This window comes from Paenibacillus sp. lzh-N1, assembly GCF_002872435.1.
GTDB lineage: Bacteria > Bacillota > Bacilli > Paenibacillales > Paenibacillaceae > Paenibacillus > Paenibacillus polymyxa_C.
Window position 1 is genome coordinate 2865256 of the sequence record NZ_CP025696.1, and the last position, 23368, is coordinate 2888623.

Genomic DNA, 23368 nt, shown 5'->3' on the forward strand with positions numbered 1-23368 from the left:
TGTATAAACTATTCCTAATGATTGGCATGAAAAGAAAGAAATTATGCTGAAAATGCGCAAAATGTATCATTTTTTATCATAAAACGACAAGTTGGGAAATGAAAACGGACTTAATGTGTTATACTTAGTATATCAAAGGACAAGAGTCTAAAACGACCGGTAAGGCCCTTTCTTTGAAGAGCCTCTGAAGGGTTCAACGTTTATCCAAAATAAATGGTCAAAAGGAAAAGGGGAAATGCTAACGTGAGAGTGAATTTGAAATTTACGAACAAAGGGCAAGTTGCAGTTGAGAAGTTCAACAATGAGGAGCTTATCGAAATCTTTAGCCGCTACATTAAAACGTTATGCAAGAAGTATGATATCTCGGTTACGGTACCTGAGGATCTGAATGAGCAGATTTTGGAAGAGGGCACCGTAAAGGTCGTGTTGGATAAGATTAATTGTGACATGGACGCTTTTTTCAAGGAGCTGAGTCGGGATATCAAGGTCCCCCTGGTCAAACGATTGGGTACCAAACTGGATAACGTGTTTAAGACCGAGGTCGTGGAGCAAGAACAGAGCTAAGAATAGAGATCAAGCGAGATCTCATGAAGATTTGCATCATGAATTGAAATCATAAAACCTCCCGAATGGGGCGCATGGCTAGGCAATGTGCTCGTTCGGGAGGTTTTATATGTTTAAGCTGCTTTATTCAGGAGATAACATGCATGGCATGTCTGCGCCTTTTAACGTGTTGTTGTGGACGTAAGGCGCAGTTTGGCTAAATCAAACGAAGGCACCAGCCCTTCCTGTGCGGCGCGACCGAGCAAGGCTTCGATGGCGGCATAACCGCTATCGCCCAGATTAGCGGTAAAATCGTTCACATACAGGTCGATATGCGATTGGGCAACATCGGGTGATAGCTCTTGCGCATGAGACAATACATATTCACGCGAAGCTTCGGGATGTTTCCAAGCATATTCGACAGAGGCGCGTATCCAGTTGGTGATCGCATCCAGATCCAGCGTACGACGGGCAATAATAGCTCCGAGGGGAATTGGCAGTCCTGTATCTTCTTCCCACCAGTTCCCCAGATCAACTTGCTTGCTAAGTCCATAGGACGGATATGTGAAGCGTGCTTCATGAATCACCAATCCCGCATCTATATGTCCGTCACGGACAGCAGGCATAATTTGGTCGAACGGCATCACGACAATCTCGCCGACACCCCCAGGCACATGCTTGGCCGCCCATAGGCGGAACAGCAGATAAGCAGTGGAACGTTCACTTGGAACAGCTACACGCTTGCCGGACAGGGCTTCCGGACCTTTGACGGTGGAATCTTCCTTGGTCAGCACGAGCGGCCCGCAACCCCGGCCCAGTGCGCCGCCACAAGGCAGCAGGGCGTACTCATCCAGCACCCAAGGAAGTGCAGCGTACGAAATTTTCATGATATCAAGTCCGTCTGGTGTGATCGCCAGATTGTTGGTGATGTCGATATCGGCGAATGTAATGTCCAGCGCGGGTGCGCCCGGAATTAATCCATGAGCCAAGGCATGGAAGACAAAAGTGTCGTTAGGACAAGGTGAAAAAGCAATTTGCATCTATATAACCTCCGTTAATGTAGAAAATGCGGCTTCCAACGCTTGCAAAGCCTCTTTAATTCGCCAGGCTGCACGGTCACGCGGACCAACAGCATTGGAAATCGTGCGAATCTCCATCATCGGCAGCTCGAACCTGTTGGCCGCCACGGCAACGCCGTAACCTTCCATCGCTTCGACAGCAGCTCCGGGAACGCGTTTGGCTAGGCGTTCCGCTGTTGCCGCCGTGCCGGTGGCCGTCGAGACGGTCAGGATCGGTCCGGCGACGGCCGTCTGGCCAGCGTCACGCAGCGCCTGAACGAATCGCTGCGTGGTGGCAGCGTTCACGGCAATGCGGCTGGAGCCAAAACCCAGCTCGTCCACGCTGCTGAAACCCTCTGCCGTCTCTGCCCCCAGGTCGGCGGCAATAATCGCGTCAGCGACGACGACGCTCTCCAGTGCAGCGGCCTCCACGAAGCCGCCCCCAATTCCGGCGCTAATGACCAGACGGTAATCGCCTGTAGCTAGTGCCAGCGCGGTTGAAGCCGCTGCGGACGGAGCGCCTACACCAGCCAGTTCGACCACAAAGCGTGTGTCGCCTTTCAGGCCGCGCAGCACAGCCTCCCGTTCGCCTTCAACCGCGGTCATGACCAGGATGCGCCCATCTGATGTTGTATGCTCCATCGGTTGATTCCCCTTTAAATTTAGGTAATATGCTTTCTTATCATACTGCTTTTCCAAACGATGTTCAAAAAAAAGTCGACAAAAAAAGCGCTCTATGGCGCTTTTTCGGAGAAACCTGCAAGATTCAACAGATATGAAAATTGGTAGTTTAAACATATAACCATTCTAATCTGGAAGAACAGCGCAGACATAGCATATAATAATTATATCGGCTGATCCTTCGTGATTAGCTGAAACATTGTGATATTGCGGTCATAATGGCTTGGGGTCCCATTCTGATTGCGCACCCGAATCATCTCGCTGCTGAACAATTCGATATAGCCACAGCCTATCTCACAGTATACGCCTGCAGGGTCTTCTTGCCAGACCGAAACGAGGTGTTGAGACAGCGCCGCGGTAAAAAATTCGATGTTTTTTTGCAGTACACGTGGCGTTTTCTTGGGTTCCATAACGTAAATCCTCCCTATATCATGCCATTTGAAAATCAGCAATTGAACGTGGCTACTAAGTGGTTATTAGACATCATAATGAACTTAAACAACTGAAAAAGGTACGGTTCGTCCTTCTACTCTATGAAACAGACGTAAACACTGTACCGCTTAATGCTATTTTTGTAAAGCATCCGTTTGACCTTTTCGACATCCATTGTGTGTTTACACACATTTTACATTGCGTTTACACTTCTGTGATGCTAGTGCGTTTCATCTAATAGTACAATAAAGGGTAACTATACTGCATGAAATTGATGGAGGCCATATGTTGATAGAGAGTCAGAAGAAGGATAAAGCCGGGTCAGAACGTTACTTTAACCGAGATTTAAGCTGGATTGAATTTAATCGCCGTGTGCTCCAGGAGGCTCAAGATGCAGATACACCGTTGCTGGAGAGAGCCAAATTCTTAGCAATTGTGTCCAGCAATTTGGATGAGTTTATGGCTGTTCGTGTTGCAGAGACGCGCGAGAAGATCAAGGCTGGTTTTATGCAAAAGGATTTTACGGGATATACCCCCTCCGGTTTGTACAAGCGGCTGATCAAGCGTACCGTCTCGATGGTATCCGAGCAATATCGAACCTATCGTGATATTTCTCGCCTATTGACGAAAAAAGGTCTTTTGCTACTTGAATATAATGACTTAAATACGACACAGCGCAAGTCGCTGGATGCATATTTTCATGAAATTATATTTCCGGTGCTCACACCGATGGCGGTCGATCAGAGCCGTCCTTTTCCACTAGTTCACAATAAATACGTATATTTGGCAGTTGTCTTGAGACGTCCGGGAGATACGGAGGAGGATAAGCCGCTTTTTGCCATTGTGCAGGTGCCTTCCAATATTCCGCGTGTTGTTTCGGTACCGTTACGTTCGAATAGCAAGAAGAAATCATTTATTTTAATTGAGGAACTGATTAAGCATCATATACAAACGCTGTTTTCCGGATATATCCCCGAGGCGGTTCATGCCTTTCGGGTTACGCGTAACTCTGATTTGTCCATTAATGAAGAAGAGATCGAAGATTTGCTCGAAGAGATTGAAAAAGAGCTGCGTCGAAGACGGCGGGGAGCACCGGTCAGACTGGAAGTGGAGAAAGGGATTAACCCGTTTGCTCTGATGGAGCTTCAACGCGAATTCAAGCTGTTCGATCATGTATTTGAGATCGACGGGCCGTTAGATCTGACGTTTTTATCGTCTTTTGCCGATCATTTGGAGGGGTATTCGCATCTGAAGTTTCCGGCAATCAAACCATTGTATCCGGAAGAACTGCCTCCGCAAGAGGATATCTTTAACGTACTTCGCAAACGGGACGTGCTCGTGTACCATCCGTATGAATCATTCGATGCGGTAACTGATTTTATCATTGAGGCATCGGAGGACCCGGATGTAATGGCCATTAAGATGACCCTGTATCGTGTCAATGGAGAATCGAAGCTCATTCCGGCTCTGGCACGTGCAGCCGAATCGGGTAAGCAGGTGACGGTAGTGGTCGAGCTGAAGGCACGTTTTGACGAAGAACGTAATATTGCTTGGGCGCGTACGCTTGAAAAAGCTGGCTGTCATGTAGTCTACGGGTTGGTCGGCTTGAAGACGCACGCCAAAATTATTCTAATAGTACGCCATGAACGTAATGTGCTCAAACGATACGTGCATGTGGGAACTGGCAACTACAATGAAAGCACAGCTCGTGTATATACGGATATCGGGTTATTCACTGCGGATCCGGTGCTGGGTGAGGATGCCTCTGAGCTGTTTAATGAAATCACGGGTTTCTCGGCGCTCAAGACTCCGCAAGCTTTCACCGTAGCCCCGACGGGAATGAAAAATAAGCTGTTTGAGCTGATCCGCAGGGAAGCGGAGCACGCACTTGCAGGCAAGCCAGCCCGTATTATTGCCAAAATTAATTCTTTATCCAATCAGGAAATGATTGATGAACTATATGCGGCTTCTCAAGCAGGTGTAAAGATTGATTTAATCATTCGAGGGGTCTGCTGTTTACGCCCTGGCGTGGAGGGCTTTAGCGAGAACATTCGGGTTATCAGCATTGTCGACCGTTTCTTGGAGCATTCCAGACTGTTCTACTTTGAAAATGCAGGTCATTCGGAGCTATTCTTATCCAGCGCCGATTGGATGACTCGCAATCTGACTCGCCGGATTGAGCTGATGTGCCCGATTTATGACGACCGAATCAAAGAAATGCTGGTGGATATTTTACGTTTATCCTTGAAAGATAATGTAAAGGCGCGCCAGCTTTTAACTAATGGTAGCTATCAATTTGTAGCAAGAAACAACGAAGAGGCTCCCATTAGGAGCCAATTCGAAGCGATGAAGGTTAAAAACTGGAAGAAGGAAGAATGGACCACGACAACGTAAGATTCCAGGCCTTTTGGAAATCTTTTGCGACAGCCACCAGATCTCGTTGTTCCAGAATCGGTTCACTCCTGCTTTCCAGACGAATATGCAGCGCATCGTCTCCTGTTGTGGGATGGATGCTGGTGATGATGCCGGATTCGCTACGATCCATGCCGATTGCTAGCTGGAGCAGCGAGCCGAGCCGATGTACACGTTCTTCGTCGGAAGGCTCCAAAATATCTGCATGTGTACGCAGCAAGCGGGGGGTCCGATTTTTGGGGTGGTAATCAGCGATCAGCGCGGCTAGCACCGTTTCCCGGTGAGATAAACCGCCAATGCCTGCGTGCAAGATCCAGAACACGGAATGCTGGCGGAAATGATAGTAATTCAAGGCTGCGCCTGTTTTGTAAAGAGTTGCTGCAGTTAGTAACAAGCGTTTGTCCATAGCGATTGAGGTTCCCTCAGCTAAAGTGTCATAGAGCCGGACGGCGTACTCGTTAACCCGCTTGACATGCGCTTCGCTAACCGGGACAGCAAACGACAGGATATTGCGAATGGACGCGATGAGCGGGTTAGCCACCACAGGTTGCTCAGCGTTGACTAGCTCATGAAACAGGCCGTCTCGCAGACCCGCTCCACTGACCAAATACGCGGAGCCTTGAGCAGCTTCAAAGATCGTTTTCAATATAATGAGCCCCGGTACGATAATGTCGGCTCTGTCTTTGGACAGGCCGGCTGTTTTTTTGCGTTTTTCATAGGGCAGATGAGGCAGACTACTATAGAAATAATCGACATCTTCTATTGTCATTTCGTAATGGTGTGTCACAGGAAGCGAGTAATCCCGACGTTTCTGATTGATTTTAGCCAAAGTACGGAGAGTTCCACCCAACCCGATAAACGGCAGACCCGGATTGGAGAAGATCCAATCATGGTTTTGCAGTGAAGAACGGACAAAGCTCTCCATTTCCTCAATCTGTCCAGGAGACCATTCGCCATTCTTGACCTCACGTCCAAAGCGCCAATTCATATTGACTGCGCCAAAGGGAAATGAAACTGTATGCAGTCGTGTCCGATCACGGAACAGCGTAATTTCGGTACTGCCGCCCCCGATGTCAATAATAATTCCGTCACTCACATTCATTGTATTCACTACGCCCAGAAAACCGGCATAGCCCTCTTGCTCCCCGCTCAGTATTTCCAATGTTAGATCTGTCTCTTCCGCAATCCATTGAACGATTTCGTCCGAATTCGCCGCATTGCGGATGGCCGCTGTTGCTGCTGCACGCATTCGGACAACCCCGTGCATACGGCACACTTCCATAAATTGGCGTAACAATGGAGCGATGCTGCGTATTGCTTCTCGTTCCATACGACCGTTGGCCCCAACCTTTTCGCTCAGCCGGGCAGCTTCTTTGCATTCCTGCACAATTCGATAAGCTCCTGTCTCTGTCATTTCATAGATCACGAGACGTATAGAGTTTGAGCCAATGTCCATGATGCCAATTTTGCTATTCATGAGTTGACCTCCTTGTTGAAAGAAACCATTTGCCAGCAAATTCAACTGCTCCGTTCTAAATGGTATTCAGATTATTGTCATTGTACCAGTGTTGTCCGGTGCATGCTACCGTTCACCATGATCTTGTCGAAATAGACACATGATCCTGACAAACATCCAAGAATAGCACACCCCTATTGAGTATGTATAAGTATACCTGACGGCGAAAGGAGAGAATTAGATGAGACAACTTGCAAGCAAATGGCTAAAGACGAAGGCCCTCCTCCATCATCCACATACCGCCGTTTATATACCGGAAACCTGTCTATATAGTGAAGAACAATTGCGCATGATGCTGCGGCGGCATGCTTTTGTATTTATAAAACCCGTAAAAGGAGGCGGAGGGGGCGGAGTCATGCGCGTGGCAAAGGAGGGGAGGGGCTATACCTGTACGCGTATGGAACAAACACATCGGTTCAGCCATTTTAGTGCGCTTGTAGTCGGAATCGATAAGCTCCGAATCCAACGTCCGTATCTCATTCAGCAAGGTATTCAACTAGCAAGTATCCAAGGTAGACCTGTTGACTATCGAGTCAAAGTCGTAAAGGAAGGGGGAAAATGGGAGTTTCGTGCAGTGGTGGCGCGTCATGCTCGCCCCGGACTGGTCATAACGAATTTGTGCAAAGGAGGAACTTTGTTGAAGGGAACCGAGGCACTTCGGATGATATATCCGCGACGGCTAGCTATACGAAAGCGGCGGGAGATCGTTGAACTTACACAGCACTGTATTCCTATACTCGAAAGGAGATTTCCCGGGATCGGACAACTGGGATTTGATTACGGGCTTGATTGGAATGGACGGATATGGATTTTAGAGGTAAACACAAGACCTCAATAAATTCATGTTTTTTTCAAAAAGTTACCATTATAATCTATTAACAAGATGCTAAATATAATATATTTGTATAAACATAAAAAAAATTTTTTTTGCGTTTAATCGCCAAAATTCTGTGTATAAATATTGTCCACATTATCCCCTGTCACATATAAGGGTTAACGACACTTACCAACAATTTATACACAGGATTTCCACAATTGACTGTGGATAACAGAACGCTTGTTCCGTTTTTGGTATTTTGATAGAATAGATTTTGAAATAAAAGGAAAGGTTGTGTCGAGGATGGCTATGCTGACGGATGAAATGCTTTTGGATTCCTATCAGATGGCAATCGAGCTTAAACTTGAATGTGACTTCATTGCACTGTTGCTGGCTGAAATTCACAAAAGAAATCTAGAGATGAATACAGCCGTAGTCCTTCATTAGACCGGACAAGCTCTCGTACTGCGACTGTAAAGTCATTCAGGGTTCGGATGACTTTACGGACAATCACTGCAACGAATAGGCACACCGTAAAAAAGGGTATTTCACTCCAGAGATTCAAACCTGGAGTAAAATACCCTTTTTTGTCATAGTCTAAATTAACTACATTTTCATGTTACTGCTGTGACCGGGAGACAACTTGGCGTCAGGATCTACATAGACCTTGGCGTTGTTGACTGCCGTAGGGGCTTCACCAAAGCCAACCGCGATCAGCTTGAGCTTGCCTGGATAGGTGGTGATGTCTCCTGCAGCGAAAATGCCAGGAATATTCGTCTCCTGACGAGAATCGACCACGATGGAGTTACTTTCGATTTCAATTCCCCATTCAGCAATCGGGCCAAGTGTGGATACAAATCCAAAGTTAACAATGACATCGTCCACTTCGATTTCCTGAGTTTCTTTGGTTTTTACATGAGCAAGAGTGACCTTCGTAATCGTATCTTCCCCATGCAATTCTGCAATTTCCGTTGGTGTAATAACGTTTACTTTGGAAGCGAGGAGGTTTTCGACACTGTGTTCATGCGCGCGGAATTTGTCACGGCGGTGAATCAATGTAACCTGTTCTGCAATCGGTTCCAGCATAAGGGCCCAGTCTACAGCAGAGTCACCGCCGCCACTGATTAGCACCTTACGGCCTGCAAATTTGCTCAGGTCGCTGACAAAGTAATGCAGGTTCGTTTTTTCAAAACGATCGGCACCTGGAAGCTCCAGTCTGCGCGGCTCGAAAGCACCCACGCCAGCGGTAATGATAACCGCTTTACCATGATACTCGCCACCTTTGTCTGTTTTGACGATGAAGTGGCGTTCTTCTTTCTTCTCTAACGATACAACTTTCTCTTCTAGCTGCACCTCTGGATTAAAATGGTTCATTTGTTGAACCAAATTGTTGACCAGTTCCTGTGCAGTCACTTTAGGAAAGCCAGCAACGTCATAAATATATTTTTCAGGATAAAGGGCTGCAAGCTGGCCGCCCAGTTGGGGCATACTTTCAATTAAGGTGACGGATGCCTGACGCATTCCTCCGTAAAAAGCGGCGAAAATACCGGCTGGACCGCCTCCGATTATGATCAGATCGCGGATCTCCGCACCTGTGGATTGAGCTGTCACTCTAAAAACACCTCCGAAAGGGATAGTATGAATTGTAGATATTGAATCAGCCGCATAGAGGTTCAGATAGCCGCCGAACGTATGATTCACTGCTTATCATTATAAACTGCCGGGTTCCTCTTGCAAAGTTAAAGCGATTAATATTTGATGAAGACTTTCCTATGAGTATAAATTAACCGTGTTGAGAGAAAAGCTGTGAATATTGAATGATTATGTATATCGGAAGGGGTAGAAGCATGAGCAGTATTCCCAAAATTGTCATTGTGGGCGCTGGATATGGCGGAATATTGACGGCTCAGCAATTGCAAAAGGAGCTCAAGCACAATGAGGCAACTGTCACGCTAATCAACCGTCATGATTACCACTATATTACGACTCATCTTCACATGCCTGCGGCAGGAACGGATACGATTGAGCATTCGAGGATTCCGATTGCGCAGCTCATCGATGAGTTCAAGGTGGATTTAGTCAAAGGAACAGTTAAGGAAATCATACCAACGGAGAAAAAAATCGTGCTGGAGGATGGCTCGCTATCCTACGATTATTTGGTTATCGGACTAGGTGGGGAGCCGGAAACATTCGGTATTCCAGGGATGGATCAATTCGCGCTGACGATTCGCAGTATTAACTCTGTGCGCCTGATTCGAGAGCATATTGAATATCAGTTGGCCCTATATAAAAATGATGGTAAACCAGGTCGCCTAAATTTCGTCGTAGGGGGCGCTGGTTTTAGTGGCATTGAGTTTGTAGCGGAGTTGGCGGATCGTCTGCCACAGCTGGCTAAAGCTTACGATATCGATTTTAATCGAATTCAAATCATTAACGTTGAGGCAGCTCCTACAGCATTACCAGGGTTTGATCCTGAACTGGTGGAGTATGCGATGGATGTCCTCAAACGTAAAGGGGTTAACTTCCGTATTGGAGTTCCGATTAAGGAATGCCTGCAGGATGGTGTAATCGTTGGTGAGGGTGAGAAAATTGAAGCCTGCACGGTCGTCTGGACGGGTGGGATCCGTGGGAACGGTTTGATCGAGAAAGCCGGATTCGAAGTGATGCGTGGAAGGGTGAAAGTCGACGATTTTCTGCGTGCACCGGGTCACGATGATATTTTCATTATCGGGGACAGTTCTCTGATGTTTAATCCGGAAGGACGCCCTTATCCACCGACTGCCCAAATTGCAATGCAGCAAGGAGTGCTTTGTGCCAAGAATCTGGCCGCTACGCTCCGCAAAAAGGAGCTGCACAAGTTCGTATTCTCCAATAAGGGTACAGTTGCATCTCTTGGAAAGGGCGAAGCCGTCGCCGTAGTAGGTAAACGCAAAATCAAAGGCTGGGTGGCCGCACAGTTGAAAAAGATCGTAGATCTACGCTATCTGTTCATCATTGGCGGCATTCCACTGGTATTGAAAAAAGGGCGATTTTTCTAATCTCAGCCAAGTAGTCAAGATGCACCTAAAACAATAAGAACAGAAAAAGGTTTCCACGACTCCTACCAGAGCCTGGAAACCTTTTTTCTATTGCTTTGCTTTTCTTTTCTATTATTAGAGTTCCTACAGCTTCAGCATGTCTTCAAATGTTTCTTCGTTCAACACGCTGCCGACATAGAAGGAACCAAATTCACCGTAACGGGCACTTACTTCATCAAAACGCATTTCATAAATTAGCTTCTTGAATTGAAGTGCGTCGTCGGAGAACAGGGTTACGCCCCATTCCCAATCATCGAAGCCGATGGAACCTGAGATGATTTGCTTTACTTTGCCAGCATAGCTGCGCCCAATTAAACCGTGGCTGCGCATCAAGGTGCGACGTTCGTCCATCGAAAGCATGTACCAGTTGTCATCCAGGTCACGTTTCTTGTTCATTGGATAGAAACAAATATAACGAGCCTTGTTTAATACAGGTTTCAGGCGTGCGACAATTTGTGGATTTTGCATTGGATCTTCTTCCTTGCTCAAATAATTACTCAGTTCGACCACACTTACATAAGAATAAGTTTTGGTCGTATATTTGGCGAAGGTTGTTTTGTTGAACTCATTTTCCAGTTTATTGAGGTCTTCCAGCGTTTCACGCAGGTGCAGCATAACAAAATCAGCCTTTTGTCCGACTATAGTATAGACAGCCGAGCTGCCCAGGCCTGCTTCCTCGGTAACGCTCCATTCCTTCATAAACTCTTGAAGCTCGTCCAGTGCTCCCGCGCGCTCTTCATCGTCTGCGGTTTTCCATTCCGTCCAGTTGATGGACCGGAAATCGTGAAGCGCATACCAGCCTTCCAGTGTGGAGGTTACTTCGTTGGGTGTTGCTGGGGTTTGTTGAGGTTGATGTTGATTCACGATCTACACTCCTTTACGATCTGTAAATGTAATCGGCTTAGCCGAAATATGTGTACTTCCGTATATCGTTCCTGTATCCAATACGTGATGTTTAACCATTATATTGTAGCTCAATTTGGAGCTTTTCACCAATGAAAGAAGTGTGAAGAATATTATTTTTCCATGATGCAGGTCACAAAAGTCATAAAATAGTTAGTATTCTCGAAAAAAGAAGAACTCGGACGAATACGGCTGCCAAAAAGGAGGACAATTGCCCTTATTTTGTTGGTCCCACCCGAGGGCAAGTATGATAGAATAGTAAAACATCTTGGAGAACGTTATGTCAGGAAAGGAAGAATGTCGGAATGCGGATGAAAAACCTGCTGCACTATACTGAGAACCACCGCTACTGCGTTTATCGGGAATTTGGCTTGAGCGCACTGGATGAATTGATGCTGGGAAGTGTCTATCAGCCGATGGTAGGCGCATTTGCGGTCAGTCTATATCGACTGTTGTTCCAGCATGTGCCAGTCGGACAGATCGGTTATTCGCCGTTGGAACAGCAACGTCGACTTTTTCTGACACTGGGACTGGAGCCAAGTGAGAAGGGACGCAAGTATTTGATTGAACAGACCTCCAAGCTGGAGGCTGTCGGTCTGTTGCAGACGTCCAGGCTGTATGCGCCTGAAACGGACGATTATATGTATGAATATGAGATGCAGCCACCGCTCGCACCTGCTGAATTTTTCAGAACGCAGCACCTCACCCTTTTGTTGAGAGACAAAATCGGTAAGTTTGCAGTGCTTTCTCTGAGAGAATCGTTGTGGAGCAGGGAATCTAGCGAATGGTCGCAATCTTCCCATAATAAAGAGAATATTTCGGTTCCGTTTTATGAGCTGTTTGAGCTGAACACCCATGTTATCGATTATGAGCTGGAACAGGCGCTGTCCGAGGTGTCCACGAGCCGTCAGACTGGAGCATTAGCGTCCGAATCGGAGGAAGCATTGAACTATGCCGATATTATTCTTCGTTTTCCGCGTGAATCCGCCAATCGCAAGCACGTGGAACGTCTTCGATTTGAACACGAGCAATTAGGTATGGTCAATTACGTGGTCCGTAAATTTGATCTCTCTGTACAGGATATTAGCCGCTTGCTGGATGAGGACGGCATTTTTACCGAAGCAGGTGACTTATTGCTCGACGAGCTTCAGCTTCGGGCTAGCCAGCACTCCAGGCAGGAACGGAAGCGTCAGGAGGAACAGCAGGTGCAGGCCGCCAAGGTGGTTGCCTTGCGCCAGAGGGAAACTTCCACACCTGAAGAGCCGCCTGCAGAGCAGGCTGTGGAAATGGAATTTTATGTAGAGGTACCACCACAATTCACAGCCAAGTGTGACATTCACCAATATAATATGATGCTGCGCAACGAGCCTTATCGCCGTTTGCTGCAAACTTTTTTCCCCGGCACGGTTCCCGGTAACCTGCTGGATATATTCGAGAAGATAGATATCAGCTATAAGCTGCCTGGTGAAGTCATCAATGTGCTGATCCATTATTTAATGTCACTGCTCGTATCGGGGAGCGATCAACGGATTAACCGCAACTTTGTCGAGGCCGTTGCCTCCAACATGCTGTTAAAGCAGGTAAACACTTACGAAAAAGCCGTTCAATATATAAGGGATCAAGCCAAGGTAAAAGGAAAACAGTCTACTGCTTCTTCTTCCGGAGGCAGATCCCGCACGTATGCCAAAAACAATGGGCCTGCCAAGCCGTCTATTCCGATCGTACAAGATCAACCTTCCGAGGAATCCGTATCCGAGGAAGAACTGGATGAACTGCTTCGCCTGGCCGAACGATTGCAATCCGGCAAGCAAAAAAAGGTATAGTGGAAGCCAATTCAATAATGTGTCGACTTTATGGCGGTCGGCAGCGAAGCGTCTCTCCCGCTCCATAACTCTGCACATTTTAGAAAGGAGGAGTGTCCTTGGAATCACTCGGTGATTTGCTACAGCAGATGCAGAACCCCTCGTTTCGCCAACGCACTCGCAGCGTAGCCGATCAGGTTCTAAATGATCCGTTGGTGAAGGAATTTTGTGCTGCCCATCCTGATGTGGACGAAACGCAATTGCGACTTAATATGAGTATGCTCTTTCAGTATACCCGGGATCGTCGAAATTGCGACAACTGTCCGGGATTGGAACGGTGTCCTAACGATTTTCAGGGTCACTTTTGCAAGCTGGGCGTGGAGTACCCAAATGGAACAGCGGAAATGGTGGACATTCGGACCCCGTGCGCCAAGCTGGTTGCTTCTCAGCATGAACAACGGGTGCGCGAGCGAATTAAAAGCTTTTATGTAGATGAGCGCGCGCTGTTGGAAGGCTATAATGCCGTTGAAATTGCGCGCAAGGATTTGCAACGCGTGCCTGCAGTAAATCAGGTATTCCGCTATATTGAGGAAACCAAAAGTCAGGGTTTATTAAAAAAAGGGCTGTACCTAGAAGGTACGTTTGGTACGGGAAAAACCTTTTTGATGGGCTATCTGTTGCACGAGTTGGCTCTGTCGGGTTTCAACGGTGTGATTGTGTACATGCCTGATTTTGTTGAGGACTTAAAATCCATGATTCAGGATGGACAGAAGCTCAAAGAAACGACTGAAATGCTTAAAAATTGTGATCTACTTGTATTTGACGATATTGGTGCTGAAAATTTGAGTCCATGGGTACGGGACCATGTAATGGGCTCCATTTTGAATTACCGAATGAACCGCAAACCGACCTTTTATACTTCCAATTACTCGCTGCAAGGGCTAGAGAAGCATCTTAGCTTTACAAGCAAAGACGGAGAGGAAATGTACAAGGGACAACGCTTGATGGACCGGATTCGTCCTTTTGTAGATGTCATTACCGTCAAGGGGAAAAATCAGCGAGGATAAGCGGTTATCTGCCTGCTCTTTTGATATCTTACAATTAAAAGACTATTGTGATATAATTAAAAGTGTCGAAACAGACATTACAGGTTATAATAATGTTGACTTTTCTATAAAGGAGGAACATACAATGGCAATTGTTAACGTGTCCGATCAATCCTTCAACGCAGAAGTCGAAGGCACAGGAACCGTTTTGGTTGATTTTTGGGCGCCATGGTGCGGTCCTTGCAAAATGATCGCTCCAATTCTGGAGGATCTGTCCACAGAAGTTGGCGATAGTGTCAAAATCGCGAAGGTGAACGTGGATGAAAATCCAGAGTCTGCTTCCCGTTTCGGCGTGATGAGTATTCCTACCCTGATCGTCTTCAAAGACGGACAGCCTGTTGATAAAGTGGTAGGCTTGAACTCTAAAGAAGCATTGAAAAGCATGCTTACTAAACACCAATAATCATGGAATGTGACCCATGCTCCTGCGGGGGCTTGGTGGAGCGCCATGAACAGTCAATGCCTCCGGTTATATATACCGGGGGCGTTTTTGTGCATTATTCCTATATAATATAAGTATTAGTTGAGCAGTCATTAAGAATGGAAGGAGGAACCGGGCGAATGAAATCCTATGCGGAGGACTTGCAGAACCAGGAGAAGGCGCTGGAGAATATACGGCACAAATTAGCATTACTGCCGGATGCATCAGGCTGTTATCTGATGAAGAACAGTGAAGGCACCATCATTTATGTCGGCAAGGCCAAAGTGTTGAAAAACCGGGTCCGTTCCTATTTTACAGGTAGCCATAACGGCAAGACGCAACGACTGGTTGCCGATATTCGTGATTTTGAATATATCGTTACAGGCAGTAATATGGAGGCGCTCATTCTGGAGTGCAACCTTATTAAAAAGCACCAGCCGCGTTATAACGTGCTGTTGAAGGATGATAAAACCTTTCCGTACTTGAAAATTACGAACGAGGCACACCCCAAGCTGGAGGTAACCCGTCGCGTTCTGAAAGATAAAGCGAAATATTTTGGACCGTACCCTAATTCCTACGCGGCACATCAGACGAAAAAGCTGCTGGATCGTATGTATCCGCTGCGCAAGTGCGGTGTGATGCCAAAAGAAGTGTGTCTGTATTATCACATGCATCAGTGCTTGGGACCTTGTGTGAAAGAGGTTGAGAAGGAAACATATGACCAGATCAGTCAGGAGATTGGTTCCTTTTTGAGTGGAGGACATGAGGAAATTAAAAAGGATCTCCAACGTAAAATGCAGGAGGCCGCAGAGGAATTGTACTTTGAGCGTGCCAAGGAGCTGCGGGATCAGATTATTAGCATCGACGCGATGATGGAAAAGCAGAAAATCACCACATCTGATGCGAAGGACCGGGATGTATTCGGCTTTTCGGTAGATAAGGGCTGGATGTGTGTACAGATTCTATATGTCCGTAAGGGTAAAATGATCGAGCGCCATATGTCGACTTTCCCTTTCTACGGTGAAGCTTACAGTGATTTTATGTCCTATGTGACGCAATATTACAGTGACAACCCGGCAGTACCGCAGGAGATATTGTTGCCGGATTCTCCTAAGCTGATGAAAGCAAAATCGGCTGATGTTGATCAACCGATTGCAACAGAAACTGAGCTTTACAGTGCAACTACAGCTGAGACTACCGGGATTACAGATGAGGAAGCAGTACAAACGGAGTCAGACCGTTCTGCTGACCCACTGCGGGTAGCCGAAGCACGAGCAGCTTATGCAGAAGGAACGAATCAAGCTCAAGTTGGTGACCAAGAAACCGGGGAAACAGAAACAGAAACTCAACTATCCGGTGGACTGGAGGACCCATCTACGGCAGCTCTCGCTCTGGCTGAATGGTTGGATATAAAAGTACTTGTGCCACAGCGTGGGCTGAAAAAGCAAATGACGGGTATGGCGACGGAAAATGCACGTGTTGCTCTGGATGAGAAGTTTAAGCTGATCGAGCGGGATGAGGAACGGACATCCAAAGCTGCAAGCAATCTGGGACGTGCCATTGGGCTGGATAGTCTGCATCGGGTAGAGGCGTTCGATAATTCCAACATTCAGGGTTCTGATCCAGTCTCGGCCATGATCGTCTTTATTGATGGCAAGCCTGCCAAGAAGGAGTATCGAAAATACAAGATCCGTTCCGTGCAGGGACCAGATGATTATGAGACGATGCGTGAGGTTATTCGGCGTCGATATGAACGTGTGCTGAAGGAAAATCTTGAACGTCCCGACTTGATCATTGTCGATGGTGGGCGTGGACAAATTAAAGCGGCAACCGATGTATTGGAAAATGAGTTGGGTTTGTTTATACCTGTGTGTGGTTTGGTGAAAGATGCCAAACACAGAACTTCCCAACTACTGATGGGAGAAACATTTGAGGCCGTGACACTTGCACGCAATAGCGAGGAATTTTATCTGCTGCAACGGATCCAGGACGAGGTTCACCGTTTTGCCATTACGTTCCACCGCGAGCAGCGCGGCAAATCTATGGTAACTTCCCAGTTGGACTCCATTCCAGGCATCGGCGAGAAACGGCGTAAGTTGCTGCTCAAGCATTTTGGATCGCTCAAAAAAATAAGAGAGGCCAGCGTCGAAGACTTCCGGCCTCTCTCTATTGGGGATAAGCTTGCTCGTCAAATTATAGCTGCCCTTCGGGAGGAGGAGTCGTAGAATACGGCTCCTCTTTTTTCATGGGTTCAAACATGATTCGATTAGGCTTTTTGGGACTAAACCAGTAAATGATGTAGCCTACAATAGCCGGAAGTAAGATCCAGAATAGGCCGGCGCTCACATTCACGGTGTCTCCCAGACTTATCACACTAAGTCCCATTAATATGCTGTCAAAAATAACGTGGCTGAACATAGCAGCGATAAAGCCGTAACGCAAGAACACGAAACTAAACAGCAAACCAAGAAAAGTCAGCTCAATAGGTCTGGAAATCACCGGATAGATCGGATAAAGCGTATGTCCCAGTGCCCAAATAAGCGTAGTGATCAGACAAGCAACAAACGTATTCTTGACTATTTTTTTTACCATCGGAATACCAAATAGACGGTAAACAGTTTCTTCTCCAATACCTGCCATCCAAGCCATAATCGGCAATAGCCATGGATAAGCCATATTGTAAGGGGACTGCGTGGCGTCTGTAGTGGAGAACGTATTAAATGTGCGCTCCAATACAAAGAACAAAATGGATTGTACGCCCAGTAAAATGAAGGCCCACAAGTAACCGACATACATACTGCGAAGCACATACAGTCCGTAGCCTGGCTCTTTAGCACGTGGCCATGCATTTAGTCCAACCTGACGCATAAGCCCGTCACCGCCTACCAAGGAGAAATAGATAGCTACAGCCATGAAGAAGGTAACACCAACCTGGAATACCATAAGAAATAAAAGCATGCCCTTACTGCCTGCTTCAGCTTGCAATAAAGGTAGCATGTTCATTGTCCCAGCTATACTAGCAATAAAGTATACAATGGACAGAGAAATACCACGAACAAATGAAGTATGTCGTCGAGTGAGTGACGCATACACAATGGCAAGTACGCCCAGGACAAAGCTAAATAGGGCATAACCCGCATAAGTCATCCAATTCGCCCAGTATGTTTGCTTTTTAACATAGTCGGTATAGGACGAAGGGGCCGAAAAGCTTTGGGTAAACGAGCGAACATCCCCGTCTTCAAAAGTAAAAGCCAGCGTAAGTACCGAGGCGCCGATTTTCTTTTCGTCCACGGTATATTTTAATCCACCTTCCCCCTCAGTGGTCGCGAGCTTCAATTCAGATGGCTTAAAGCCAAAGCGTTTGATCCATATTGCTGCAGCCTGTTCCTTGGCTTCGAGCGTCATGTCACCCTCAGCTACACGTACAAGTCTGCTTCGTGCTTGTTCATCTGTAGAAACATCAGCCTGTGTGTAATTGGTGCTGGAGGTGATCCGTTTAAAGCTAACGACCTTCCCAGTGGATAAATCCACATGGATTTGCAGCTTGCCCTTCGCTGAGGAGTCAGGCAAATCAACCCGAAAGGTTTCATAAGGATAATTTTTTTTCCATGTACGATCGTACTCTTGAACCAATTTTTCTCTGGATAAATAACCGTACAAATCTGTTTCAGCCTGATAGGTTACGACGGGCTTCTCTGGCTGTGATTCCGTATAGCCCAGCTCGGAACGGGCAAAGTCCAGGGCGTGTATGACCGCTTCTTGTTTGCTGATGACCTTTGCATTCATCAATGATTCCGGACTTGGATTGCTAATTGAGGGAATAAGCAATTGAAAGATAAAAAAGCAAATCAGGCCAACCCCGCCCAGCAAGCCTAATTTTTTGAAGTTGGCCGTGAGCACGACCGGTTTCCCGATAGGATTCATGAGTTTCCTCCTTAATCTGTAAATAAGAACATCCATTAAAGATATCATACTGCACAGGTTCCCGCCAACAGACCAGCGATATTCATGAAAATAGAGTGAAAGCACTTTAAAGTTTTAATAAAATTAGATAAGCTGTGATTAATCGATGTCTATTCGCGAATTAAAGCCAATTTCACGTTTTTTCGGCGAAATCGGTTTTGTGATCTGGATAGAGAAGGATTATAATCTTGAGGCAATGCCTATGAAATATATGGGTAATGATATACATTTAAGCCGAATTTCTATGAGAAAACGGGGGAACCATGTTACTGGGGTGAATTTTACAGCCGATCCTGATGGACCGGAAGTGTAAATAGGGCATACTGTGCTGTCCGAATCCGTCAGCTAACCTCGTAGGCTGTGGGCAGGAACCAAGTCAGGCACTCGGTTTTCCGGTGTCTTTTTTTGTGTGTATAAAAGTGTTTGGATTGGTTAGACCGCTGCGGGTTCAGATTATTCTTCCAATTGCAGTTATCCCCGGATTTTTTTGATTGTATAAACCCTTTAATGGTTAAAATCCGGAGATAAAGGCAAACGCTTCGCTTCTTCAGAACAATTCTGCCCCCTTCGCTGCTGCTCGCCAATAGCACAGGGAGCCGAGTAGTGTTTGACATGCATTCTTCCTGTATTCAGGGAATGCTAATTATAGCTACTTAAGGTTTGGAAAATCAAAAAAATCAGGGGCAACGACGATCGGAAGATAAATGGAACGCGTAGCGGGCTTACACCGTATTAAGTCACTGTTTTTATAGTTTTAAGGATTAGGAGAGAAGTGATGAATAGATGAATCCCAATGCACGCTGGCTTCGGCTTTCTCCACCGCAGATATTCGTTGCAGGCTTTGCCATTATCATTCTAATAGGTAGTTTATTGTTAATGCTGCCCATCTCTAATACAACAGGAAAACCACTTGCGTTTATAGACGCTTTGTTTACTGCCGCATCCGCGACCTGTGTAACCGGACTTGTCGTTAAGGATACAGGGCTCTTTTTTACAACCTTTGGTCAAATCGTTATCGTTGCGCTGATCCAGATCGGTGGTCTTGGCTTTATGACCATGGCTACCTTGATCGCGCTGGTGTTCAAACGTCGCATTTCCTTGCGGGAGCGCCTTATTTTGCAAGAAGCGATGAATCAGACCTCTGTCGAAGGAATTGTTGGATTGATCCGCAAGGTGCTATGGTACTCGCTGATGATTGAGGGAGTATGTGCAGCTATTTTTTCGATTCGCTGGTCATTTGATATGCCTGTCGGCAGGGCGATTTATTTTGGAATTTGGCATGCCATTTCCATGTTTAATAATGCTGGTTTTGATTTATTCGGTGAATTTCGCAGCCTGACAGGTTATGTATATGATCCGATTGTTAATTTTACAGCCATGTTTCTCATTATTTCGGGTGGTATTGGTTTTGTAGTGATGTCAGACCTGGCAGATTATCGTAAGCGTAAGAGACTATCCTTACATACCAAGGTGGTACTCAGCATGACAGCTGCTCTGATTGTCGTCGGGACGCTCGTCATTTTTGTATTTGAGTTTACGAATCCAAAGACGCTTGGCTCGCTTGATTGGGGTGGTAAAATGCTGGGTTCTTTATTCCAGTCCGTTACTCCACGTACCGCAGGTGCCAACACGCTGGACATTGCAGGCTTGCGGCAGGCTACGCAATTTTTTATCATCATACTCATGTTTATTGGAGCTTCGCCTGGCTCCACTGGGGGCGGGATTAAGACCACTACATTTGCCCTGCTCATTGGAGCGGTGTTTTCGATGCTGCGGGGACGGGAAGATATTGTGTTGTTCCGGTACCGACTTGCGCAGGCACGAATTTATAAGGCTTTGACCATTACCTTGCTGGGGCTGCTGTTCGTGATTGGGGTGACGATGATTCTGTCCGCAACCGAAGATCATCATTTTCTAATGATCTTGTTCGAGACAGTGTCTGCATTTGGTACAGTAGGGCTGTCTATGGGGCTTACACCTGATTTGTCAGTTGTAGGCAAGCTGGTGATTACTCTGACGATGTTTGCAGGCAGGCTGGGTCCACTCACGCTAGCTTATGCACTGGGACCGAAAAAGGGTAAGGAATTGTATCGTCATCCAGAAGGTAAAATAATTATAGGGTAAGGGAGTTTTCGAGTAGATATGAAAACGCAGCAGTTTGTAGTCATTGGCTTGGGACGGTTTGGCTCAAGCCTGGCTTTGCAATTGGTGGATATGGGGTGCGAGGTGCTGGGCATTGATCGGAATGAGGATGTTGTAGACAGTATGAGTGAGATCCTGACACATACTGTCGTGGCGGACGCTACAGATGAGGATGCGTTGCGGTCACTGGGCATCCGTAATTTCGATTGCGGCATTGTTGCAATTGGTGATGATATTCAGGTAAGCATCCTGACCGCCATTTTGCTGAAGGAGCTGGGTGTGAGAAAAGTCGTAGCCAAAGCTATATCTGTACTGCATGGGCGTGCGTTAGAGAAGCTTGGGGTGGACCGAGTCATTTATCCGGAACGAGATATGGGTATTCGGGTAGCGCATCAGCTGGTCACGCCTAATCTGCTCGATTATTTGGAGCTGTCCAAGGAATACAGCATTGTGGAACTCAATGTGCCTGCATGTCTGAATGGCAAAACGTTAGCAGAATTAAATGCTCGTACCCGCTTTGGTTGCAGCATCGTGGCACTTCATACGGCGAATGGTATCTTGATCGCGCCGACAGCTATGGATCGGCTGAAAGCAGACGATATTATGGTCATTATCGGCTCCAATGACAATATCGGCCGCTTTGAGGATGAGGTCGTTAATGTCAATGAAGAGGGTTAAATTCTCTACACCATACGGTAGCCTGCAAACGATGCACGTGTCTCGCTAATCCAGCGTCGTGCTGTCGGGCCGAGATCGGCCGTTTCTGAGTATATGAGGGAGGTCGTTCGGCGTGTCTCCTTCAAATCAGGCAAGTACAATGCAGTAAGTCCATTATCTCGCAGTAGTTCGCTGCGCAAGTAGGATTTGGGCAGCAAAGCGGATGCCTTGCAGGTTGGAAGCAGGCGTACAATCGCCTCGAAGGAGTCGATTTCCATGCGGATATCCGGCATAATGCCGCTGCGCTGGAACAAGTCATCCGTCAGGCTGCGGTACCAGGTTCCTTTGGAGAAAATGATCATCGGCAATCCTTGCAGGTCCTTCATTGAAGCCGTTCCTGTCTTGACAGTTAATTCATGTCCGATGGGGACGACTAGCTCCAAATGATCGTCAAATAACGGAATGCAGCGTAATCCAGCTTCATGAATGGCAGACCCGACCACGCCGGCGTCTGCTTTTTTGTCGCGTACAAAGGCGACGATTTCATGCGTTTTGCCGGTGAGCAGCTTTAGCTCAGTCTGAGGATGCTTGCTCATGAAAGCCTCGACGAGGGTAGGCAACGTCGTTTGGAGTGTCGTAAGACTTGCGCCCAGAGTAAGCATGCTCTGGGCTTCATTTTTGTGCTGTGACAGCTTTTGTAAGAAGCGAAGCTGACGTTGCCGTTGCTCCAGCGCGAAAGTATATACAAATCGGCCAGTCGATGTAATTTCGAGCCGTTTGCCCCGACGATCAAAGAGATGGACACCCAGCTCTTCCTCCAGCTTGGCAATTTTGCGAGACAGGGCGGGTTGGGACAAATTCAGCAGTTTGGAGGCTTTATTCAAGCTGGACTGCTCGACAACGACGGCAAAAGCGTTCAAATCCTCAAACAAATCTTCCACTTCCTCTCTATATGCAAAAAAGACATAATAATTAATACGTATATTGCAATTCCATTATAAGCCGAAAAGGAGTAACATGAAAGCGACACAAGATGTTCACACTTTTGTTTTTCCTTATAAGGGACACCTTGTTGAACATTCCCTGTCGGGAACTGTCATTTTATATGTTATATTACTATTGAAAACGCTATTATTGGGAGAAGGGAGCATGACCTAGATGAGAGGATTTTATTCCAGAAAGCTGCATTCGCTTCTTGGCGTCATTCCGTTGGCTCTATTTTTTGTTGAGCATTTGGTGACGAACTTCACAGCGGTGGAGGGCGGTAAGGAAGGTTTTAATCGCAGCGTGGCCTTCCTGAATGGTTTGCCGCTGGTTATTGTGTTAGAAACGTTATTCATCTACTTGCCATTACTGTTCCACGGAATCTATGGCTTGTATATTGCTTATCAGGCTGATCCGAATGTCAAAAGGTTTGGCTATTCGCGTAACTGGCGCTTTTTGTTCCAGCGTATTTCCGGAGTCATTACGTTTGTATTTATTATCTGGCACGTATACGACACACGCTTTCAGGTGGCCCTGGGTAATGTCACTCATGAGGAGCTAGGCGGCGTAATGCATGGCATAGTGACGAACCCGGTCTATTTTATTTTGTATTTAATCAGTGTCGTTTCGGCATCATTTCACTTTGCTAATGGACTGTGGGCATTTATGGTCAGTTGGGGGATTACCGTGGGACCACGTGCCCAAAAAGTATCTTCCTATATCTGTATGACCCTGTTCGTGGTGGTGTCGATTGGCTTCGTTGCTTCCCTGCTTGCATTCCGTAGCGCGGAATTCCAGGAAACGGCAACAGCCTTGGTGCATTGCAGCGCTTTTAAACAGCTACTGTAAACGAG

General features: G+C 46.7%; 20 protein-coding genes and 1 riboswitch. Of the genes, 12 read left to right on the forward strand and 8 right to left on the reverse strand.

Features of this window, described 5'->3' with window-relative positions; translation table 11 throughout:
• Positions 1-243: 243 nt before the first annotated feature.
• Positions 244-564, forward strand: coding sequence for a hypothetical protein (locus C0638_RS13030; RefSeq protein WP_013372898.1), 321 nt, complete (start codon positions 244-246; stop codon positions 562-564).
• 161 nt (positions 565-725) lie between these two features.
• Here C0638_RS13030 and C0638_RS13035 read toward each other — a convergent pair whose 3' ends face one another.
• The 3 genes from C0638_RS13035 to C0638_RS13045 form a co-directional block, all read right to left on the reverse strand.
• Complete coding sequence (locus C0638_RS13035) at positions 726-1583, reverse strand: 1,4-dihydroxy-6-naphtoate synthase (RefSeq protein ID WP_013372897.1); 858 nt, start codon at positions 1581-1583, stop codon at positions 726-728.
• A complete protein-coding gene (locus C0638_RS13040; protein WP_058712383.1) occupies positions 1584-2243 on the reverse strand; it encodes a futalosine hydrolase in 660 nt (219 codons plus the stop codon).
• 203 nt (positions 2244-2446) lie between these two features.
• Positions 2447-2692: a hypothetical protein gene (locus tag C0638_RS13045; protein WP_025674119.1), complete on the reverse strand. Its 246-nt coding sequence runs from the start codon at positions 2690-2692 to the stop codon at positions 2447-2449.
• Between the two features lie 307 nt (positions 2693-2999).
• On the opposite strand from C0638_RS13045, the gene ppk1 reads away from it, so the two are divergent.
• Complete coding sequence (gene ppk1, locus C0638_RS13050) at positions 3000-5108, forward strand: polyphosphate kinase 1 (protein ID WP_102163540.1); 2109 nt, start codon at positions 3000-3002, stop codon at positions 5106-5108.
• Here ppk1 and C0638_RS13055 read toward each other — a convergent pair.
• On the reverse strand, positions 5068-6603 hold the full coding sequence (locus C0638_RS13055) for a Ppx/GppA phosphatase family protein (RefSeq protein WP_013372892.1): 1536 nt from the start codon (positions 6601-6603) through the stop codon (positions 5068-5070). The two genes, ppk1 and C0638_RS13055, sit on opposite strands and share 41 nt — an antisense overlap.
• 220 nt (positions 6604-6823) lie before the next feature.
• On the opposite strand from C0638_RS13055, the gene C0638_RS13060 reads away from it, so the two are divergent.
• Both C0638_RS13060 and C0638_RS13065 read left to right on the forward strand, forming a co-directional pair.
• Complete coding sequence (locus C0638_RS13060) at positions 6824-7480, forward strand: YheC/YheD family protein (RefSeq protein ID WP_013372891.1); 657 nt, start codon at positions 6824-6826, stop codon at positions 7478-7480.
• Positions 7481-7762: 282 nt separating this feature from the next.
• Complete coding sequence (locus tag C0638_RS13065; protein ID WP_007431918.1) at positions 7763-7906, forward strand: sporulation histidine kinase inhibitor Sda; 144 nt, start codon at positions 7763-7765, stop codon at positions 7904-7906.
• Between the two features lie 159 nt (positions 7907-8065).
• Here C0638_RS13065 and C0638_RS13070 read toward each other — a convergent pair whose 3' ends face one another.
• On the reverse strand, positions 8066-9070 hold the full coding sequence (locus C0638_RS13070) for an NAD(P)/FAD-dependent oxidoreductase (RefSeq protein ID WP_013372889.1): 1005 nt from the start codon (positions 9068-9070) through the stop codon (positions 8066-8068).
• A gap of 236 nt (positions 9071-9306) precedes the next feature.
• On the opposite strand from C0638_RS13070, the gene C0638_RS13075 reads away from it, so the two are divergent.
• A complete protein-coding gene (locus C0638_RS13075; RefSeq protein ID WP_058711979.1) occupies positions 9307-10497 on the forward strand; it encodes an NAD(P)/FAD-dependent oxidoreductase in 1191 nt (396 codons plus the stop codon).
• A 123-nt stretch (positions 10498-10620) separates the two neighbouring features.
• Here the strand turns inward: C0638_RS13075 and hemQ are convergent, their stop codons facing one another.
• Complete coding sequence (hemQ, locus tag C0638_RS13080; RefSeq protein WP_058711980.1) at positions 10621-11400, reverse strand: hydrogen peroxide-dependent heme synthase; 780 nt, start codon at positions 11398-11400, stop codon at positions 10621-10623.
• A 344-nt stretch (positions 11401-11744) separates the two neighbouring features.
• On the opposite strand from hemQ, the gene C0638_RS13085 reads away from it, so the two are divergent.
• The 4 genes from C0638_RS13085 (at position 11745) to uvrC (ending at position 16993) form a co-directional block, all read left to right on the forward strand.
• Positions 11745-13262, forward strand: coding sequence for a replication initiation and membrane attachment family protein (locus C0638_RS13085; protein WP_013372881.1), 1518 nt, complete (start codon positions 11745-11747; stop codon positions 13260-13262).
• Between the two features lie 98 nt (positions 13263-13360).
• Positions 13361-14308: a primosomal protein DnaI gene (gene dnaI / locus C0638_RS13090; protein ID WP_013372880.1), complete on the forward strand. Its 948-nt coding sequence runs from the start codon at positions 13361-13363 to the stop codon at positions 14306-14308.
• A gap of 124 nt (positions 14309-14432) precedes the next feature.
• Positions 14433-14750 carry a thioredoxin gene (gene trxA / locus C0638_RS13095; protein WP_010347861.1) on the forward strand — a complete coding sequence of 106 codons (318 nt, stop codon included), beginning with the start codon at positions 14433-14435 and terminating at the stop codon, positions 14748-14750.
• Between the two features lie 158 nt (positions 14751-14908).
• The gene (gene uvrC, locus C0638_RS13100) at positions 14909-16993 is read left to right on the forward strand and encodes an excinuclease ABC subunit UvrC (RefSeq protein ID WP_058711981.1); all 2085 of its coding nucleotides are present in this window, start codon (positions 14909-14911) and stop codon (positions 16991-16993) included.
• On the opposite strand, the gene C0638_RS13105 is transcribed toward uvrC, so the two are convergent.
• Positions 16962-18692 carry a CPBP family intramembrane glutamic endopeptidase gene (locus C0638_RS13105; RefSeq protein WP_058711982.1) on the reverse strand — a complete coding sequence of 577 codons (1731 nt, stop codon included), beginning with the start codon at positions 18690-18692 and terminating at the stop codon, positions 16962-16964. The two genes, uvrC and C0638_RS13105, sit on opposite strands and share 32 nt — an antisense overlap.
• Positions 18693-18953: 261 nt before the next feature.
• Positions 18954-19106: riboswitch (cyclic di-AMP (ydaO/yuaA leader) on the forward strand.
• A gap of 408 nt (positions 19107-19514) precedes the next feature.
• Here C0638_RS13105 and C0638_RS13115 point away from each other — a divergent pair.
• Both C0638_RS13115 and C0638_RS13120 read left to right on the forward strand, forming a co-directional pair.
• Positions 19515-20855, forward strand: a complete 1341-nt coding sequence (locus C0638_RS13115) for a TrkH family potassium uptake protein (protein ID WP_058711983.1) — start codon at positions 19515-19517, stop codon at positions 20853-20855.
• An 18-nt stretch (positions 20856-20873) separates the two neighbouring features.
• Positions 20874-21551 carry a potassium channel family protein gene (locus tag C0638_RS13120; RefSeq protein WP_013372875.1) on the forward strand — a complete coding sequence of 226 codons (678 nt, stop codon included), beginning with the start codon at positions 20874-20876 and terminating at the stop codon, positions 21549-21551.
• A 5-nt stretch (positions 21552-21556) separates the two neighbouring features.
• Here the strand turns inward: C0638_RS13120 and C0638_RS13125 are convergent, their stop codons facing one another.
• Complete coding sequence (locus C0638_RS13125; protein ID WP_058711984.1) at positions 21557-22462, reverse strand: LysR family transcriptional regulator; 906 nt, start codon at positions 22460-22462, stop codon at positions 21557-21559.
• Positions 22463-22688: 226 nt separating this feature from the next.
• On the opposite strand from C0638_RS13125, the gene C0638_RS13130 reads away from it, so the two are divergent.
• Positions 22689-23363 (forward strand): succinate dehydrogenase cytochrome b558 subunit, encoded by a 675-nt coding sequence (locus tag C0638_RS13130; protein ID WP_025674087.1) that lies wholly within the window; start codon positions 22689-22691, stop codon positions 23361-23363.
• Positions 23364-23368 lie beyond the last annotated feature (5 nt).

What these genes read in the sequence shown, in the direction of transcription:
- C0638_RS13035 (WP_013372897.1), bottom strand. Translation starts at nt 1,583, where the DNA reads ATGCAAATTGCTTTTTCACCTTGTCCTAACGACACTTTTGTCTTCCAT.
- C0638_RS13040 (WP_058712383.1), bottom strand. Translation starts at nt 2,243, where the DNA reads ATGGAGCATACAACATCAGATGGGCGCATCCTGGTCATGACCGCGGTT.
- C0638_RS13045 (WP_025674119.1), bottom strand. Translation starts at nt 2,692, where the DNA reads ATGGAACCCAAGAAAACGCCACGTGTACTGCAAAAAAACATCGAATTT.
- ppk1 (WP_102163540.1), top strand. Translation starts at nt 3,000, where the DNA reads ATGTTGATAGAGAGTCAGAAGAAGGATAAAGCCGGGTCAGAACGTTAC.
- C0638_RS13055 (WP_013372892.1), bottom strand. Translation starts at nt 6,603, where the DNA reads ATGAATAGCAAAATTGGCATCATGGACATTGGCTCAAACTCTATACGT.
- C0638_RS13060 (WP_013372891.1), top strand. Translation starts at nt 6,824, where the DNA reads ATGAGACAACTTGCAAGCAAATGGCTAAAGACGAAGGCCCTCCTCCAT.
- C0638_RS13065 (WP_007431918.1), top strand. Translation starts at nt 7,763, where the DNA reads ATGGCTATGCTGACGGATGAAATGCTTTTGGATTCCTATCAGATGGCA.
- C0638_RS13075 (WP_058711979.1), top strand. Translation starts at nt 9,307, where the DNA reads ATGAGCAGTATTCCCAAAATTGTCATTGTGGGCGCTGGATATGGCGGA.
- C0638_RS13085 (WP_013372881.1), top strand. Translation starts at nt 11,745, where the DNA reads ATGCGGATGAAAAACCTGCTGCACTATACTGAGAACCACCGCTACTGC.
- trxA (WP_010347861.1), top strand. Translation starts at nt 14,433, where the DNA reads ATGGCAATTGTTAACGTGTCCGATCAATCCTTCAACGCAGAAGTCGAA.
- uvrC (WP_058711981.1), top strand. Translation starts at nt 14,909, where the DNA reads ATGAAATCCTATGCGGAGGACTTGCAGAACCAGGAGAAGGCGCTGGAG.
- C0638_RS13105 (WP_058711982.1), bottom strand. Translation starts at nt 18,692, where the DNA reads ATGAATCCTATCGGGAAACCGGTCGTGCTCACGGCCAACTTCAAAAAA.
- C0638_RS13115 (WP_058711983.1), top strand. Translation starts at nt 19,515, where the DNA reads ATGAATCCCAATGCACGCTGGCTTCGGCTTTCTCCACCGCAGATATTC.
- C0638_RS13120 (WP_013372875.1), top strand. Translation starts at nt 20,874, where the DNA reads ATGAAAACGCAGCAGTTTGTAGTCATTGGCTTGGGACGGTTTGGCTCA.
- C0638_RS13130 (WP_025674087.1), top strand. Translation starts at nt 22,689, where the DNA reads ATGAGAGGATTTTATTCCAGAAAGCTGCATTCGCTTCTTGGCGTCATT.